The sequence below is a fragment of the Stenotrophomonas sp. 05L414_2 genome, assembly GCF_056397905.1.
Genome location: NZ_JBFTOJ010000165.1, coordinates 1 through 16,301 on the forward strand (window position 1 = coordinate 1; position 16,301 = coordinate 16,301).

12 protein-coding genes and 1 pseudogene are annotated in these 16,301 nt (G+C 67.4%); 6 read left to right on the forward strand and 7 right to left on the reverse strand.

All coding sequences use genetic code 11. From position 1 onward, the window contains the following. The coding region (locus tag AC1DJN_RS18150; RefSeq protein ID WP_478039664.1) for a class I SAM-dependent methyltransferase at positions 1–724 on the reverse strand (724 nt) is incomplete at its 3' end. Positions 725–893: 169 nt separating this feature from the next. Here AC1DJN_RS18150 and AC1DJN_RS18155 point away from each other — a divergent pair. After that, positions 894–1,850, forward strand: a complete 957-nt coding sequence (locus AC1DJN_RS18155; protein ID WP_105164849.1) for an aldo/keto reductase — start codon at positions 894–896, stop codon at positions 1,848–1,850. Positions 1,851–1,916: 66 nt separating this feature from the next. On the opposite strand, the gene AC1DJN_RS18160 is transcribed toward AC1DJN_RS18155, so the two are convergent. Both AC1DJN_RS18160 and AC1DJN_RS18165 read right to left on the reverse strand, forming a co-directional pair. Continuing rightward, positions 1,917–2,822, reverse strand: coding sequence for an NAD(P)/FAD-dependent oxidoreductase (locus AC1DJN_RS18160; protein WP_080149589.1), 906 nt, complete (start codon positions 2,820–2,822; stop codon positions 1,917–1,919). Continuing rightward, positions 2,812–3,267 carry an Rrf2 family transcriptional regulator gene (locus AC1DJN_RS18165; protein WP_032976824.1) on the reverse strand — a complete coding sequence of 152 codons (456 nt, stop codon included), beginning with the start codon at positions 3,265–3,267 and terminating at the stop codon, positions 2,812–2,814. Before AC1DJN_RS18165 ends, AC1DJN_RS18160 begins: the two co-directional genes overlap by 11 nt. A 183-nt stretch (positions 3,268–3,450) precedes the next feature. Here AC1DJN_RS18165 and AC1DJN_RS18170 point away from each other — a divergent pair, with 183 nt between their 5' ends. Next, entirely contained in the window at positions 3,451–5,571 is a 2,121-nt protein-coding gene (locus tag AC1DJN_RS18170; protein WP_312962905.1) for a methyl-accepting chemotaxis protein, read from the forward strand. Between the two features lie 102 nt (positions 5,572–5,673). Here AC1DJN_RS18170 and AC1DJN_RS18175 read toward each other — a convergent pair whose 3' ends face one another. Then, a complete protein-coding gene (locus AC1DJN_RS18175) occupies positions 5,674–6,576 on the reverse strand; it encodes a LysR substrate-binding domain-containing protein (RefSeq protein WP_478039666.1) in 903 nt (300 codons plus the stop codon). A 105-nt stretch (positions 6,577–6,681) separates the two neighbouring features. Between AC1DJN_RS18175 and AC1DJN_RS18180 the strand changes: the two genes are divergently transcribed. Both AC1DJN_RS18180 and dkgB read left to right on the forward strand, forming a co-directional pair. Continuing rightward, complete coding sequence (locus tag AC1DJN_RS18180; RefSeq protein WP_478027992.1) at positions 6,682–7,896, forward strand: MFS transporter; 1,215 nt, start codon at positions 6,682–6,684, stop codon at positions 7,894–7,896. Positions 7,897–7,981: 85 nt separating this feature from the next. Further along, positions 7,982–8,638: pseudogene (gene dkgB, locus AC1DJN_RS18185) on the forward strand (2,5-didehydrogluconate reductase DkgB); the annotation flags it as partial. Here dkgB and AC1DJN_RS18190 read toward each other — a convergent pair. Continuing rightward, positions 8,632–9,354 carry an alpha/beta fold hydrolase gene (locus AC1DJN_RS18190; protein WP_478039668.1) on the reverse strand — a complete coding sequence of 241 codons (723 nt, stop codon included), beginning with the start codon at positions 9,352–9,354 and terminating at the stop codon, positions 8,632–8,634. The pseudogene dkgB and the gene AC1DJN_RS18190 sit on opposite strands and share 7 nt — an antisense overlap. A 45-nt stretch (positions 9,355–9,399) precedes the next feature. Here AC1DJN_RS18190 and AC1DJN_RS18195 point away from each other — a divergent pair, with 45 nt between their 5' ends. Then, the gene (locus AC1DJN_RS18195; protein ID WP_025877607.1) at positions 9,400–9,780 is read left to right on the forward strand and encodes a YbjQ family protein; all 381 of its coding nucleotides are present in this window, start codon (positions 9,400–9,402) and stop codon (positions 9,778–9,780) included. 42 nt (positions 9,781–9,822) lie between these two features. Here the strand turns inward: AC1DJN_RS18195 and AC1DJN_RS18200 are convergent, their stop codons facing one another. Together AC1DJN_RS18200 and mgtE are read right to left on the reverse strand one after the other, a co-directional pair. Beyond that, positions 9,823–12,549: a bifunctional acetate--CoA ligase family protein/GNAT family N-acetyltransferase gene (locus AC1DJN_RS18200; RefSeq protein WP_099844117.1), complete on the reverse strand. Its 2,727-nt coding sequence runs from the start codon at positions 12,547–12,549 to the stop codon at positions 9,823–9,825. Between the two features lie 135 nt (positions 12,550–12,684). Then, on the reverse strand, positions 12,685–14,055 hold the full coding sequence (gene mgtE / locus AC1DJN_RS18205; RefSeq protein WP_025877611.1) for a magnesium transporter: 1,371 nt from the start codon (positions 14,053–14,055) through the stop codon (positions 12,685–12,687). A 344-nt stretch (positions 14,056–14,399) separates the two neighbouring features. Between mgtE and AC1DJN_RS18210 the strand changes: the two genes are divergently transcribed. Next, entirely contained in the window at positions 14,400–16,187 is a 1,788-nt protein-coding gene (locus AC1DJN_RS18210; RefSeq protein WP_478039670.1) for a monovalent cation:proton antiporter-2 (CPA2) family protein, read from the forward strand. Positions 16,188–16,301 lie beyond the last annotated feature (114 nt).

Here is a 16,301-nt window from a genome sequence, read left to right on the forward strand (position 1 = left end):
GGTTGGCATTGACCTCGGTGCGCGCGTCGAGCTTGAAACCGGCGGCCTCGGCCATCGCGATCACCTGCTGCTGGCCCACATAACCGGTGTCGTCAGCGTCGGCCACGTCGGCCTTGGCGCGGTGCTCGACCACGCCGAGCACGCCGCCCGGCTTGAGCACGTTGAAGAAGCCCTGGAACATGCCCTGCGCCTGGCCGGCCTTGCGCCAGTTGTGCACGTTGCGGAAGGTCAGCACCACATCGGCCGAGTTGGCTGCACCGAACACCGGCTTGGCCGGGTCGTAGGCAACCACTGCGGTTTTGTCGAACTGTGCCGGTGCGGCGGCGTACTTCTTTTCCAGGCTGTCGCGGCTGCGCTGCTGGTAGTCGCGGCCGCGACCTTCAGCCACGGCCTGCGGATCGACCACCGCAGCGATGTAATGACCCTTGTCGCGCAGCAGCGGCGCCAGGATCTCCGAGTACCAGCCATTGCCCGGGGTGATCTCGATGACGGTCTTTTCCGGCGCGACGCCAAAGAAGCCCAAGGTCTGGGCAGGATGACGGAAACCGTCGCGCTTGACGTTGGCGGGGTCGCGGGTCGAGGCCTTCACCGCGGCATCGATCGCGGGCGACACCTGGATCTTTGCCGGTGCGACCGTGGCCGGCGCGGCGAATGCGGGAACGGCAACCAGCAGGGCCGAAGCAAGCAGCAGGCGGCAACCACGCAGGGATGAGGCAGCAATCATCGGGGCGACTCCAGCGGAAGATGCGGCGAGACTAGCAGCCGCCGCGCCACAGGTGTTCACAAAACGTTAGCCGCGTGCGCGGTGCGGAACACAGTTTTGTGGTCAGCGCCGCAGCGCGGTCATACATCGCGTTCTATCCTGAAGGACTTCCCCCAAGGAGTCCGTGCCCATGACGGCAAACCGCGAACTGGGCCGTTCAGGCCTGCATGTAGCTCCGCTCGCCTTCGGTGGCAACGTGTTCGGCTGGAGCGCTGATGAGAAGGCCAGCTTCGCCCTGCTGGATGCCTTCGTCGATGCCGGCTTCAACCTGGTCGACACCGCCGACGTGTACTCGGCGTGGGTGCCGGGCAACCAGGGTGGCGAGTCGGAGACGCTGCTGGGCAAGTGGTTCGCGCGCAGCGGCAAGCGCGACAAGGTGGTGCTGGCGACCAAGGTGGCCAAATGGGCCGAGCGCCCCGGCCTCACCCCGGACAACATCAATGCGGCGGTGGAGGATTCGCTGCGTCGCCTGCAGACCGAGGTGATCGATCTGTACCAGGCTCACGAGGACGATGAATCCACGCCGCTGGAAGCGACCCTGGCCGCGTTCGGTCGCCTGATCGAGGCGGGCAAGGTGCGCGCGATCGGCGCGTCCAACTACAGCGCCACGCGTCTTGCCGATGCCTTGAAGGTCTCCACCGACTACGGGCTGCCGCGCTATGAAACCCTGCAGCCGGAGTACAACCTGTACGACCGCGCCGGCTACGAGAAGGAGCTGGAACCGCTGGTGCAGCGCGAGCAGATCGGCGTGATCAACTACTACGCACTGGCCAGCGGCTTCCTCAGTGGCAAGTACCGCACGCCGGACGACGCCGGCAAGAGTTCCGCGCGCGGCGCCACCGTGGTCAAGCGCTACCTGAACCCGCGCGGCCTGCGCATTCTGCAGGCACTGGATGACGTGGCCAGCAAGCACAACGCCACTGCCGCGCAGATCGCGCTGGCATGGCAGATCGCACGGCCGTCGATCACCGCACCGATCGTCAGTGCCACCAGCGTGGAGCAGCTGCACGACCTGCTGGCGGCGGCGAACGTGGCGTTGAGCGTGCATGACGTGGCACAGCTGGATGCGGCCAGCGTGGAAGGTTGAAGGCGGAGGGTGCCGGCCAACGTCGGCACCCTTCAACGGATCCGCGCCATGCGTGGATGCATTGCCTCAGCGCGGCAGGCTGTCCTCGGCCACCAGCGCATGGTGCATGCCGATGCCCGCGCGCACGCCTTCTGCCATGGCCAGGGTGATGTTGCCGACCGTGGTCGCATCACCGGCGGCGTACACGTTCGGCACCGAGGTCTGTTTCATCATGTCCACCTCGGCCAGCACGCCCAGCGGACTCTCCACCAGCGCGCAACCCAGCTGCTGCACCAGCGGCGTGGCCATCTGCTGCATGGCCGGCACGAACAGCGCACGCTGGGCGACACGGCGACCGTCAGCAAGTTCCACTTCCAGCCACGTCGGCTGCTCGCCGTGCACACCTACCACCGGCGTGGTTTCCACCTGCACGCCGCGTTGCTGCATGGCGGCCAGCTCCTCGTCGCTGATCGGCAGGCCCTGGCTGAAGAAGGTGACGTTGCCCCAGTCGGCGAACAGCGGCGCCTTGCCGGCCGACATCGGATGGCCGCCGAGCAGGCCGATCGAACCGCCACCCACTTCATAACCATGGCAGTACGGGCAGTGCAGCACGGTGCTGCCCCAGCGCTCGGCCAGGCCGGGCAGATCGGGCAGCTGGTCGGCGATACCGGTGGCCAGCAGCAGCTTGCGCGCGGTCAGTACCTGGCCGTCGGCCGTACGCACCTCCACACCTTCGGTGCGGAGCGTGGCCTGCACCGCTTCGGCATTCAGCCAACGCACGGTCGGGTAGTCCAGCAGTTGCTGGCGCGCGTTCTTCAACAACTCGGCGCCACTGATGCCGTCCAGGCCCAGCACGCCGTGCGAATGGCTGGCGAAACGGTTTCGCGGCGAACCCGCATCGATGATGGTGACCGGCCGGCGCGCACGCGCCAGGATCAGTGCGGCGGCGATGCCGGCGTAGCTGCCGCCGACGATGAGGACATCAGGATTCATGGTGACCTTCCAGGGAACGGTGATGGGCAAGATGGCGGGCGAAGTCGGCGCCAAGCTGGTCGAGGGTGGTTGCCTGCAGCCGCTGCTCGAGCAGGCGCTGCGCTTCGCGGGCACTCTCCAGCAGGGCCTGGTTGACCAGCTGCTGGATCGGGCAGCCGCCCCTGCCTTCGCGGGTACCGACCTGGACCATCGGCGGCGCGCCGATGGCCTGGTAGACGTCGTACAGGGTGATCGTCGCCGCATCGCGGGCGAGCTGGCTGCCGCCACCGTGGCCGCGCGTGCTGCGTACCAGGCCGGCCTTGTGCATCTGCGCCAGCAGGCGGCGGATCACCACCGGATGGGTCGGCAGGCAGGTCGCCAGCTGTTCGGAGGTTCGCGGCCCGTGCTGGCCGACCAGATGGGCCATCACGTGCAGGGCGTCGGAAAGCGGATTCGCGGATTTCATGTAACAACAATAGTTACATTTAAACCACCTGTCGAGGGTCTTCTTTCGTTCCATATGGACACATTTGTCCAATGAAACACATTCTTCACATCACTAAACAGAACGGGAATGTGACACGCATCGCACTTCAGAGCGCTAAAGGACGGTCGATACCGCATCGCACCCCTTCCGAGATCTCGTCCCATGAAAGCCTCTTCCCATGCGCCGCGGCTGCAGTCGAAGCTGCTCGGTGCCGTTTCTGTTGGTCTGGCTGTTGTCCTGGTATGCGCCCTGGCGGGCCTGGCGTCGGCCTGGTTGAAGCTGTCCACCGACGTACCGCCGGAGGTTGCCCACAGCCGTGACGCCGAGCGCCTGCAACGCGAATTCCGCGGGCAGGTACAGGAGTGGAAGAACGTGCTGCTGCGCGGCCACGATGACGCGCTGCGCCAGCATCACCTGCAGGCCTTCGACAACGAAGGCCGCGTCGTTGCCGAACTGGCCACGGGCCTGGCCGCCAGCCCCGATGCGCGCACGCGCGAACTGGCGCAGGCGTTTTCCGGCCTGCACGCACAGTTGCAGCAGGACTACCACGCCGCACTGCAGGCCTTCGCTGACGCCAGCTACGACCCGGCGGTCGGCGATTCCCTGGTGCGCGGCAAGGACCGTCCGGTGGCCAGTGCGCTGGATGCCCTGAGCATGCGTGCCACCGAGGTAGCCGAGGCTGCAGTGACCGCGCGTTCGCAGGATTCCCGACAGGTGCTGGTGGTGTGCGCCGCGCTGACCATCGGCGCCGCCGTGCTGCTGCTGATCGCCCTTGGCTGGTGGCTGCGGCGCGCCGTGGTGCAGCCGGTGCTGGCGGTGGAAGCGGCCGCGCGTGCGGTTGCCGCCGGTGACCTCGACCACGTGGTGCAGGTGCGCAGCCGCGACGAGATCGGTCGCCTGGCACAGGCGATGCAGGCCGTGCAGAGCACCCTGCGTGGCGTGCTTGATGCGCAGACCGCGATGGCAAGGGCACACGACGCCGGCACGATCAGCCACCGCATGGACAGCAGCGCCTTCCCCGGCGCCTACGGCACGATGGTGGCCGACACCAACACCCTGGTCGATGCGCACATCCAGGTGAAGATGCGCGCGATCACGATCATGGGCCGCTATGCAGTGGGCGATCTCAGCCTGGACATGGAACGCCTGCCCGGCGAGAAGGCCGTGATCACCCAGGCGCTGGATGCGGTGAAATCCAACCTGGGCGCGATCAACGGCGAAATCCGCCGCCTGGCCGAAGCTGCGGCAGCAGGCGATTTCAGCCAACGCGGCGACAGTGCGCGCTTCGAGCATGATTTCCGCGCGATGGTCGATGGCCTGAACCGATTGATGCAGACCACCGAACAGAACCTGGGCGAGGTCTCGGCCATGCTGCGTGCCATTGCCGATGGTCGACTGGGTGCGCGTATGGACGGCGACTTCCAGGGCGTGTTCGCCCGCATTGCGGGGGATGCCAACGCCACCGCCGCACAGCTGGCGACGATCGTCAGCGACATCAAGCACGCCTCCGGCAGCATCCACACCGCCGCTGCGGAAATTTCCGCCGGCAACAACGACCTGTCGCGCCGCACCGAACAGCAGGCGGCGAACCTGGAAGAAACCGCCGCGTCGATGGAGGAACTGACCTCCACCGTGCGCCAGAACGCCGAGCATGCGCGGCAGGCCAACCAGCTGGCGATCGGTGCGCACAGCGTGGCCTCGCACGGCGGTGAAGTGGTCGGCCAGGTCGTGGCGACGATGGATGCGATCGAAGGCTCGTCGCGGCAGATCGCCGACATCATCAGCGTCATCGACGGCATCGCGTTCCAGACCAACATCCTGGCGCTGAATGCAGCGGTGGAAGCGGCGCGTGCCGGCGAGCAGGGCCGTGGATTCGCGGTGGTCGCCAGTGAAGTGCGTACGCTGGCACAGCGGTCGGCGGCGGCGGCCAAGGAAATCAAATCGCTGATCGAGGCGTCGGTGGAACAGGTTGGCCACGGTGCGCAGCGTGTGCGCCAGGCCGGCGACACCATGGCCGAGATCGTCGCGTCGGTGCAGCGCGTGACCGACATCATGGCCGAGATCTCCGCTGCGTCGCAGGAGCAGTCGGCCGGCATCGAGCAGGTCAGCCAGACCATCATCCAGATGGATGGCACCACCCAGCAGAATGCCGCGCTGGTGGAAGAAGCGAGCGCCGCGGCACGCAGCCTGGAACAGCAGGCGGATCGCCTGATCGAAGCGGTGGATGTGTTTGATCTGGGAACCGCGACGGCGAGCAAGGGTGCGCTGGCGCGCGCGGCCTGACGGATCCACCGGGCAGTGTGGGGGTTGCCGGCCAGCGGCCGGCACTACCATGCGTGCGATTCCCGGTAATGCCGGCCGCTGGCCGGCAACCCGGACACTCCATCAGCGCAGGTAATCCGAGGCGGCCATCGCCTCGCCCAGGTAATCCAGGAACGAGCTGATCCGTGCCGATACGGCCGTGTTGCGGTAGTACACCGCATGGATCGGCTGGTACACATCCAGCGTCTGCGCGGCCAGCACCGGCACCAGGGTGCCGGCCGCGCGGTCGCGTTCGGTCACGAAGTCGGACAGGCAGGTGATGCCCACGCCCTCCACCGCCAGCGTGCGCAGGGTCTCGCCGCTGGACACCGCGATGTCCGGGCGCACCAGCAGCTGCCCCTCGGCATCGCCCGRCAGCGGCCAACGGTTCAATGACTCCGGCTCGTTGAACCCCAGCAGCGTGTGCTGACCCAATGCCACCACGCTGGCCGGCTCGCCGTGCGTGGCCAGATAGGCCGGGCTGGCCAGCACCTGCAGCCGGCAGCGCCCCAGCGGCCGCGCATGCAGGGTGGAATCGGCCAGCGGGCCGATACGGATCGCCAGATCGGTGCGCCGTTCCAGCAGGTCGATGTAGCGCTCGGAACTGTTCAACTCCAGCTGCACGTCCGGATAGCGCGCGCGGTAACCAGCGACCAGCGGCGCGATCACGTGCAGCACGAACGGCATCGCTGCATCCACCCGCAGCCGGCCAGCCGGACGCTCGCGCCGCGCCGCCATCTGTTCCTCGGCCGATTCCACCGCATCGATGATCGCCCGCGCATGGCGCAGGTAGGCCTCGCCCTCGGCGGTCAGGTGCAGGCGGCGGGTGGTGCGGGTCAGCAGGGTCGTGCCCAGCTTGTCCTCCAGACGGCCCAGCGCGCGGCTCACGCCCGAAGGTGTCTGCCCCAGCTGCTCGGCAGCCGCGCTGATCGAACCGCTGTCGATCACCGCCAGGAAGGCCTGCATTTCGTCGAGGGTGGTTTTCATGGCGCCATTATTGACCACGCGGCAAGAGTGATTGGCGTGAAGACCGGTTTTTCGGCAAAGGTCGGCCGCGCACACTGCGCGCCTTCCTTCCCTCTGGACACTGTCATGATCCGTGGCATTCCGCTCGCCCTGCTGGCGCTGACCCTCGGTGCCTTTGCCATCGGCACSACYGAATTCGTCATCGTCGGCCTGATCCCGACCATCGCCGCCGACCTGCAGGTCASCCTGCCCTCGGCCGGCCTGCTGGTCTCCCTGTATGCCCTGGGCGTGGCCGTCGGCGCGCCGGTGTTGACCGCGCTCACCGGCCGCGTGCCGCGCAAGACCCTGCTGGTGGCGCTGATGGTGCTGTTCACCCTCGGCAACGTCATCGCATGGATGGCACCGGGCTACACCTCGCTGATCGTCGCCCGCATCCTCACCGGCCTGGCCCACGGCGTGTTCTTCTCCATCGGCTCGATCATCGCCACCGCCGTGGTGCCGAAAGAGAAGGCCGCCAGCGCGATCGCCATCATGTTCACCGGCCTGACCGTGGCGCTGGTGACCGGCGTGCCGCTGGGCACCTTCATCGGTCAGCACCTGGGCTGGCGCGCCACGTTCCTGGCCGTGGCCGGCCTGGGCGTGATCGCGCTGCTGGGCAGCCTGCTGTTCGTGCCGCGCGGCCTGGCACAGAGCGCGCCGGCCACCTTCCGCCAGCAGCTGGGCGTGCTGGCGCAGCCGCGCCTGCTGATGGTGTATGCCATCACCGCGCTTGGCTACGGCGGCACCTTCCTGTCCTTCACCTACCTGGCGCCGATCCTGCAGGACGTCACCGGCTTCTCGGCCAACGCGGTCAGCCTGGTGCTGCTGGTGTATGGCGTGTCGGTGGCGATCGGCAACCTGTGGGGCGGCCGCATGGCCGACCGCATGGGCCCGATTCCCGCGCTGAAGCGCATCTTCGCGCTGCTGGCCATCGTGCTGCTGGTCATGACCTTCACCGCCCACAACACCTGGCTGATGCTGCTGACCGTGCTGGCACTGGGCGCGGTGGCGTTCGGCAACGTGCCCGGCCTGCAGGTGTACGTGGTCAAGCAGGCACAGCGCTACGCACCGCAGGCGACCGATGTGGCTTCGGGCCTGAACATCGCCGCCTTCAACATCGGCATCGCGCTGGGTGCGTCGCTGGGCGGCCTGGTGGTCGAGCACATCGGCCTGATGCATACGCCGTGGCTGGGTGCGCTGGTGGTGGTCGGTGCGTTCGCACTGACGGCGCTCAGCGGCCGCCTGGACCGTCGCGACGGCATCGACGATCGCGCCGAGGGGATCGCGGTGAGCGCGCACTGATGCATGCAATGCACCGTTGCCGGCATGCACACGGCCCCTGCCCTACCCTTTGCGATCACCTCCTTCCCCCGCTTTGGAGTTCTCCATGACTGTCCCCGCTTTCGGCCTCGGCACCTTCCGCCTGAAAGACCAGACCGTGATCGACTCGGTGCGCAACGCGCTGGACGTCGGCTACCGCGCCATCGACACCGCGCAGATCTACGGCAACGAAGCCGAGGTCGGCCAGGCCATCGCCGAGTCCGGCGTACCGCGTGACGAGATCTACCTGACCACCAAGGTGTGGATCACCGAGTTCAAGCGCGATGCGCTGCTGGCCAGCCTGCGCACCAGCCTGGAAAAGCTGCGCACCGACCATGTCGACCTGGCGTTGATCCACTGGCCGTCACCGAACGACAAGGTCGATACGCCGATGGAGGAATACCTGCCTGCCCTGGCCGCCGCCAAGGCACAGGGGCTGACCCGGGAGATCGGTATCTCCAACTTCACCATCGCCCAGACCCGCAAGGCGATCGAGATCCTCGGCGCCGATGCCATCGCCACCAACCAGATCGAGATCCACCCTTACCTGCAGAACCGCCTGCTGGTGAAGTTCCTGCAGGACAACGGGATCCGCGTCACTGCCTACATGAGCCTGGCCTACGGCGAGGTGATCAAGGACCCAGTGATCCAGGCCATCGCCGGCCGTCATCAGGCCAGCCCGGCGCAGATCGCGCTGGCATGGGCGCTGCAGCAGGATTACGCTCGGCCGTAAATCCAGATCAACAATAATGCCGACGCGCCCATTGCCGCACTCACCTCGTCCGGCTTCTCCATCGGTGCCAGGTGCCCGCAATCGGGCACCACCACCAGCTGCGAATGCGGCACCAGCGCGTGCATCTCCTCGCTCACCGCCAACGGCGTGATGCGGTCGTTCGCACCACAGACGATCAGCAGCGGATCGCGGTAGCCGGCCAGCACATCGTGGCCATCACTGCGCTCCAGCGCGCTCTGGCGCAGGAACACCTCCGCACCCAGCCGTGCGGTCATGTCACGCACGCGCTGCACCAGCACGTAGTCGTCCAGCCGCGAGGCGTCGATATAGCTGCGCATCAGCGCGTCACCAAAGCCGTGGAATTTACCGGGCAGGCGCACGCTGGCGCGCTGGCTGCGGCGCTGTTCGGCACGTTCCGGGGAGTCGGCATGGATCGAGGTGTCGATCAGGGCCAGCTGCAGCACACGCTCCGGCGCGGTGCGCAGGATCTGCTGGGCGACGAAGCCGCCCAGTGAGAAACCGGCCAGCGCAAACCGCTCCGGCGCCTGCGCCAGTACCTCCTCGGCAACGGCCTGCAGGGTCTCGCCGTGGGTCTGGTCGCCCACGGTGCAGTCGGCGATATCGGCCAGGTCGGCCAGCTGCGCGCGCCAGAGTTCGGCGTCGTTGAGCAAGCCGGGGAGCAGCAGCAGGGGAATGCGGTCGGTCATGCGGGTATTGTGGCGTCTTCAAACCCACAACACGACCAGACACCCATGGCCGACCCCTACAACAGCGGTACCCCGACCACGTCAGCAGCGCGCTTCGAGGATTCGATGGTGACCACCGCCTTCGAGCTGCCCGGCTACCGCATCGCGCGCAACCTGGGCGTGGTACGCGGCATCACCGTGCGCTCGCGCTCGATCGTGGGCAATTTCCTGGGCGGCATCCAGACGATCTTCGGCGGCAACATCACCATCTACACCGAGCTGTGCGAGCAGGCGCGCGAGGAAACCTATCGCGACATGGTCAAGCATGCGCGGCAGCTGGGTGCCAACGCGGTCATCGGCATGCGCTACGACGCCACCGATGTGATGACCGGCCTGACCGAAGTGCTGTGCTATGGCACGGCGGTGGTGGTCGAGCCGCTGCGTTGAATCCGATGTTCCGCCGGGCATGGCCCGGCGCTACCGTCACGGTCACGCCACCGGCGGGACGTCGGGCACTTCCACCTGCTGCACCGGCAACGTCACCATCATCACCGTCGGGTCGTCCGGGTCCAGCCGGGTCTTGAAGCCCAGGCTCTGGCACATCGCCAGCATGGTGCTGTTCTCGCGCAGCACCTGGCCTTCCACCACATCCAGGCCCAGCCACTTGGCGTACTCGATCATGATCGCCATCAGGCGCCAGCCGATGCCGTGTCCCTTCAGATCCGAACGGATCAGGATGCCGTACTCGCCACGGTGGTAATCCGCATCGGCATGCAGTCGCACCGCGCCGAGCATTTCGCCGCTGCGCGGTTCGAGCGCCACCAATGCGATCGAGCGGGCGTAGTCCAGCTGGGTCAGGCGGGCGATGAACTCGTGGCTGAAATGCTTCACCGACTGGAAGAAACGCAGACGCAGATCCTCGTCGCTGACACGCGCGAAGAACGCACGGAACAGCGCGTCATCTTCCGGCCGCACCGGGCGCACGAACGCGCGACCGCCATCGGACAGCTCGATGGTGCGCTCCCATTCCTTCGGATACGGGAACACGGCGAAGCGTGGATGGCCACGGCCCTTGTGCAGGATGCGCGACGGCGCAACCGCAACGCGCGCGTCCAGTGCGAGGATGCCCTTGCTGTCCACCAGCAGGGGATTGATGTCCAGCGTGCGCACTTCGGGAATGTCCGCCGCCAGCTGCGCCAGTTTGACCAGCGCCAGTGCCAGTGCACGCTCATCGGCGGCGGGCACATCGCCATAGGCCTTGAGGATGCGCGAGGCCCGGGTCTGGCCGATCAGCTCGTGGGCCAGGCGCAGGTCCAGCGGCGGCAGCGCCAGCGCCTTGTCGTTGATCACTTCCACCGCCGTGCCACCGCGCCCGACCACGATCACCGGTCCAAACGTGGCGTCGTCGGCGATGCCGACGATGATCTCGCGCGCCTTCGGGCGGACGATGGTCGGTTGCACCAGCAGGCCGTCGATGCGCGCGTCCGGCCGTAGCTGGCGTGCACGAGCAAGGATGGCCTTCGCCGCGCTCTGCACCGCCGGCAGGGTCGCCAGATTCAGGCGCACGCCATCCACTTCGGATTTGTGCGGAATATCGGGCGACAGGATCTTCAGCGCGACGGTCGCGCCACGCTCCAGCAAGGGTTGCGCCAGGTCCATCGCCTCGTGCGCATCGCGCGCGTGCATCACCGGTGCAGAGGGGATGCCGTAGGCCTTCAGCAGTTCATGGGTGGCCAACGGGTCCAGCCAGCCCTGGCCATTGGCCAGCGCGGCTTCGACCAGCGCGCGCGCACGCGCGGTATCCACGCTGAAATCCTGCGGCAGGCTCGGCGGCGTTTCCATCAACGCACTCTGTGCCTCCCGGTAACGCACCAGATGCTGGAAGCCGCGCACGGCCTCCGCTTCGGTGGGATAGGTCGGCACGCGTGCGGCATTGAGGGTGGCAGTGGCCTGGTCGTCGTTGCCCAGCCACACCGCGAATACCGGCTTGTCGCGGTGGTGGCGCGGGCGCAGGCCGAGCGTACGGGTCAGCGCCTGCGCCGCATCGGCCGACGAGGTGAACGCGGTAGGCACGTTGACCACCAGCACCGCATCGTTCTCGCTGTCGGCCAGCAACGCTTCGATGGCAGTGGCATAGCGATCACCATCGGCGTCGACCACGATGTCGACCGGGTTGCTGCGCGTCCAGCCCTGCGGCAGTACCGCATCCAGCTTCTGCACGGTGCTGTCGGACAGTTGCGCCAGCGTGCCCTGCAGGGCGATCAGCTGGTCCACCGCCAGGTGGCCGACGCCACCGCCGTTGCTGAGGATGGCCAGGCGACGACCGGGGAAGGTGCCAAGCCGGCCCAGCGACTCGGCCGCGGTGAACAGTTCGTCCAGCGCGCTCACCCGCAGCAGGCCGGCACGGTTGAATGCCGCGCCGTACACATCATCGGCGCGCGCCAGTGCCTGCACGTGGGTATCGGCGCTGCCCGGCTGTACCCGTTCGGCGCGCCCGGACTTCACCACCACCACGGGTTTGGCACGCGCAGCGGCGCGCGCGGCCGACATGAACTTGCGCGCGTCCTTGATCTGCTCGACATAGAGCAGGATGGCGCGGGTACGGTAGTCGGTGGCGAAGTAATCCAGCAGATCGCCGAAGTCCACGTCCATGGTGTCGCCCAGCGAAACCACGGCGGAGAACCCTACCGAGCGCGCCACGCCCCATTCCACCAGGGCGGCGGCAATCGCCGAGGATTCGGAAATCAGCGCGAGGTCGCCAGCCTGTGGGAAATGCGCGGCGATGCTGGCATTGAGCCGTGCATGTGGCGCGATCACGCCTAGGCAGTGCGGGCCGAGGATGCGCAGGCCATGCGCGCGCGCGGCGGCCTCCACCTGTGCCCATGGCGAGCCCGGGCCTTCTCCCAGGTGCGCGGTGAGGATGATCGCGGCCTGCACGCCACGTTCGGCAGCGGTGCGTACCACCTGCGGCACGATGGCGGCCGGTGCGGTGATCACCACCAGTTCCGGCACCCAGTCCAGGTCCTTCAGCCGCTTCACCGTGCGGATGCCATCGATCTCGGCATGGCGCGGGTTGATCCATGCCACTTTGCCGGGGAAGCCGGTGCCGCGCAGGTTGCGCATGACTGCGCGGCCCGCCGAGCGCTCACGCGGGCTGCCGCCGATCACCGCGACCGACTGCGGACGGAACACGGACTGCAGGTGGTAAGTACTCATGTGCCTACGTTACACGGACCGGCGCTGCGGCGGCATGATCGTGCGCAGGAACCTGGCATCGCATCCACGCAGGGCGTGGATCTACTACGCAGGCCAGGACCAGTGGATCCACGCCATGCGTGGATGACGCCGCCGTTACAGCAGCGTCCCGTGCAGGATCATCGCGGCGATGCTGAAGTAGATGACCAGGCCGGTCACATCCACCAGGGTGGCCACGAATGGGGCCGAGGCACTGGCCGGGTCGAAGCCCAGCCGCTTGAGGATGAAGGGCAGCATCGACCCGGACAGCGAGCCGAACGTGACGATGCCCACCAGCGCGGCACCGATGGTGATCGCCAGTAGGATCCAGTGTTCGCCGTAGTCATGGAAGCCACCGAGCTGCCAGATCACGATGCGTACGATGGCCAGGCAGCCGAGGATGGCGCCGAGCACCATGCCGGTGGGCACTTCGCGCAAGGCCACCTTCCACCAGTCGCGCAGGCGCAGTTCGCGCAGCGCCAGGCTGCGGATCAGCAGCGAGGTCGCCTGCGAACCGGAGTTGCCACCCGAGCTCATGATCAACGGAATGAACAGGGTCAGCACCACCGCGCGCGCCAGTTCGTCCTCGTAGTGCTGCATCGCGCTGGCGGTCAACATCTCGCCAACGAACAGCACGCTCAGCCAGCCGGCGCGCTTGCGCAGCATCTCGAAGAAGCCGATCTGCATGTACGGCTTGTCCAGCGCTTCCATGCCGCCGAACTTGTGTGCGTCTTCGGTGGACTCTTCGATCAGCGCATCGAGGATGTCATCGACGGTGACGATGCCGAGCATGTGCTGCTGCGCGTCCACCACCGGAATGGCCAGCAGATCGTGGCGGCGGATCAGCCGCGCCACGTCTTCCTGGTCCATCTGCGCATCCACCATCACCGGCGGATTGACCTGGGCCACATCCAGGATCGATTCCTCCGGCAGCCCGGTGATCAGCCGGCGCATGGTCACCACCTGCTGCAGCTGCTGGTTGGCCGGGTCGAGTACGTAGATCGCATACACGGTCTCGCGCGTGCGTTCGACCTGGCGGATGTGCTGCAGGGTCTGGGCCACGGTCCAGGTGGCGGGCACGGCGACGAACTCGGTGGTCATCAGCGCACCGGCGGTGTTCGGCGGGTAGCTCAGCAGCTTCTGGATGGTCTGCCGGGCTTCGTTGCCCAGCAGCGGAATCAGCCGCGCGCGTTCTTCTTCATCCAGCTCGTGGACGATATCGGTGGCACGGTCGTCGGCCATCAACCCCAGCAGCGCGGCGGCGCGTGCCGGCGGCAGTGCGGCAACCAGTTCGCCACTGCGGTGCAGCTCCGGCGCCTCGAGCATCTTCACTGCGCGCGGCAGCGACAGCGCGGCCAGCGTCTCGGCGGCGCGCTGCAGTTCGAGCGTGTTGAGGAATTCCACCGCGTCGGCGGTGTTGTAGTTCGCCAGCGGTGCCGACAATGCTGCGGCATCGGCCACCGGACGCAGCAATTGCTTCTGGTTCATGGTGATTCGCCTTCATGGGGTGCGACCTCGCGCAACGCCAACGCAGGCAAACCGTCCCGGTGTCAGGCGGTGGCCATCGCTGGCGTCGACCGAGGTCGACTTCTACTGTCGCTGGACATGGGTTGGGGACTCCGGAGGGGTGTACTGCCGGACACGCCGGCAGCGGCGGGCAGTCTGGACCTGCGGTCGGTGCAGGTCAACCCGCCACGCTGACCGGACAATGGGCCCGCTGCCGTTCTCGTGCGTACACAGCGGCGCGCGCATAATGCCCAGGTGGCATCCGCCGCGCTTCCCCTCCCCGCCGAACGGACGCACAGCCGGCCTCCCGATGACCAGGTATTCCCATGCATAGCGGTGGTCTGGAACTGGCACTGGTGCTGCTGCTGGCCGCGGTGATMGCGGTRCCGGTGTTCAAGAAGYTCGGCYTSGGCGCSGTGCTGGGCTACCTGGCGGCCGGCGTGGTGCTGGGTCCGGACGGTCTGGGCTTCGTGCAGGACGCCGACCGCATCCTCGGCGCGGCCGAGATCGGCGTGGTCATGCTGCTGTTCGTGATCGGGCTGGAGCTGTCCCCGGCCCGGCTGAAGGTGATGCGSCGCTCGGTGTTCGGTGCGGGCGCCGCGCAAGTGGCGCTGTCCGGGCTGGTGCTGGGCGGCCTGCTGCTGCTCGATCACTTCCAGTGGAAGAGCGCGCTGGTAGTGGGCGTGGCGCTGGCGCTGTCGTCGACTGCGGTCGGCCTGCAGCTGCTGTCCGAACACAAGGCGATCAACAGCGACCATGGCCGGCTGGGGTTTGCCATCCTGCTGTTCCAGGACCTGATCGCCATTCCGCTGCTGGCCGCGATTCCGCTGCTGGGCGGGGTCAAGAACGAGACGCTGCGCTGGGAAGATGCGGCCGTCGCGCTGGGCGCGCTGGCGGTGGTGATCCTGTGCGGGCGGCCGGTGCTGCGCCGGGTGTTCGGCATCATCGCCCGCACCCGCAGCCCGGAGGTGTTCACCGCCACCGCACTGCTGGTGGTGCTGGGCACCGCCTGGTTCATGCAGGAAGCCGGCCTGAGCCCCAGCCTGGGGGCATTCCTGGCCGGCGTGCTGCTGTCCGATTCGGAATTCCGGCATGAGCTGGAATCGCAGATCGAGCCGTTCAAGGGCCTGCTGTTGGGCCTGTTCTTCATTGCCGTGGGCATGGGCATCGACCTGGACCGCATCGCCGCCGAACCGTGGATGATCGCTGCGGGCGTGGCGATCCTGCTGGTGGTGAAGTTCAGCCTGCTGTACGCCATCGGCCGCATCGCCAGACTCAGCTCGCGGCAGTCGTTGCTGCTGGGCAGCGTGTTGTGGCTGGGCGGCGAATTCGCCTTCGTGGTGTTCAACGAAGCCCAGCGTGCGCATCTGCTGGGCAATGCCAACCATGACCGGCTGGTGGCGATCGTCGGCCTGTCGATGGCGATCACCCCGTTGCTGATGATCGCCCTGATGCGCCTGCTCGGCGAGGAGAAGGTCGCGCCCCGCCAGGCGGCGGAGGCCGACAAGGTGGCGCCGGACAATCGCCCGAAGGTGCTGATTGCCGGCATGGGCCGCTTCGGCCAGGTGATCGCGCGCCTGCTCACCGCGCAGAAGGTGCCGTTCGTGGCACTGGAGGCGAACCCGGACACGGTGGCCGACCTGCGCCGCTTCGGCAACCAGCTGTACTACGGCGATCCGACCCGGCCGGAGATGCTGCGCGCCGCCGGTGGCGAGCACATCGACGTGTTCGTGATCACCGTGGACGACCCGGAAACCAACCTGCGTGCGGTGCGCATGGTGCGCCGCCTGTACCCGGATGCGACGGTGCTGGCGCGTGCGCGCAACCGCCAGCATGCCTGGCGGTTGATGGACATGTCGGCCGAACCGTTCCGCGAAGTGTTCGGTACCAGCCTGGAAATGAGCGGGCGCGTGCTGACCGCGCTGGGCGTGGCACCGAACGTGGCCGAGCGCCATGTGCAGCAGTTCCGCGAACACGACGAGAAGCTGCTGCGCGACCAGTACCTGGTCTACGACGACGAGGCCGCCGTGATCCAGACCTCGCGCGATGCCCGCAACGACCTGATGCACCTGTTCGAAGCGGACGCGGAAAGCGACGGCGACAAGGAGCGCTGACCGCGGGCCGGTGTGCCAACCAACGGTCGGCACCCACCCAATGGAAGGCGACCTTCAGCCGTTGTCGCGCAGGAACCTGGCCATCGACGATACGCCCGGCACGCGCGGCTCGGA

Bases quoted from the DNA above. Each gene is read 5' to 3' on its own strand.
- AC1DJN_RS18155 (WP_105164849.1), top strand. From the start codon at position 894: ATGACGGCAAACCGCGAACTGGGCCGTTCAGGCCTGCATGTAGCTCCG.
- AC1DJN_RS18160 (WP_080149589.1), bottom strand. From the start codon at position 2,822: ATGAATCCTGATGTCCTCATCGTCGGCGGCAGCTACGCCGGCATCGCC.
- AC1DJN_RS18165 (WP_032976824.1), bottom strand. From the start codon at position 3,267: ATGAAATCCGCGAATCCGCTTTCCGACGCCCTGCACGTGATGGCCCAT.
- AC1DJN_RS18170 (WP_312962905.1), top strand. From the start codon at position 3,451: ATGAAAGCCTCTTCCCATGCGCCGCGGCTGCAGTCGAAGCTGCTCGGT.
- AC1DJN_RS18190 (WP_478039668.1), bottom strand. From the start codon at position 9,354: ATGACCGACCGCATTCCCCTGCTGCTGCTCCCCGGCTTGCTCAACGAC.
- AC1DJN_RS18195 (WP_025877607.1), top strand. From the start codon at position 9,400: ATGGCCGACCCCTACAACAGCGGTACCCCGACCACGTCAGCAGCGCGC.
- AC1DJN_RS18200 (WP_099844117.1), bottom strand. From the start codon at position 12,549: ATGAGTACTTACCACCTGCAGTCCGTGTTCCGTCCGCAGTCGGTCGCG.
- mgtE (WP_025877611.1), bottom strand. From the start codon at position 14,055: ATGAACCAGAAGCAATTGCTGCGTCCGGTGGCCGATGCCGCAGCATTG.